Source organism: Xenorhabdus santafensis (genome assembly GCF_033949405.1).
Classification (GTDB): Bacteria; Pseudomonadota; Gammaproteobacteria; order Enterobacterales; family Enterobacteriaceae; genus Xenorhabdus; species Xenorhabdus santafensis.
Genome location: NZ_VCDN01000224.1, coordinates 1 through 458, shown reverse-complemented (window position 1 = coordinate 458; position 458 = coordinate 1). Strand labels below are relative to the sequence as shown.

1 protein-coding gene is annotated in these 458 nt (G+C 55.2%); it reads left to right on the top strand.

The window, feature by feature from the left end:
* A partial coding sequence (locus FE392_RS19985; RefSeq protein WP_319931875.1) for an RHS domain-containing protein occupies window positions 1–458 on the top strand: 458 nt, incomplete at both ends.

The window sequence follows — 458 nt, the reverse complement described above, 5'->3', positions numbered from 1 at the left end:
TCACCCATTGTGAAACCCCGGGTGGCTCCCGTTGGCACTATCAATACGATGCTTTTGGGCGAAGAATACGCAAGCTCAAGGTGCTTGACGGCAAGCTGACGGCGACAAACCTGCAACGCTGGCTGGACGGCAAACCGGATTTAACCCTGCGCAGCACAGCCATTTACGGGCAGGAATATCTGTGGAGTGGCGATCAGTTGATTGAGGAAACATCGGTTTATGCCGATGGCTCGCTGGCGCTGGACAGCCGCGTGCGCTGGTTGTATGAGCCGGGGGCGCTTACACCGTCAGCCCGCTTTGAAAAAGGCAAATTGCATTACGTGGTAAGTGACCATCAGGGTACTGTGCGGGAAATGCTCAACGAAAACGGCACGCTGGTCTGGGCTCAACGGCTGGGTACCTGGGGAAAAGCGGAAAAATCTCAGGTGATTGCCTCCAATGATCCGGATTACCATGTG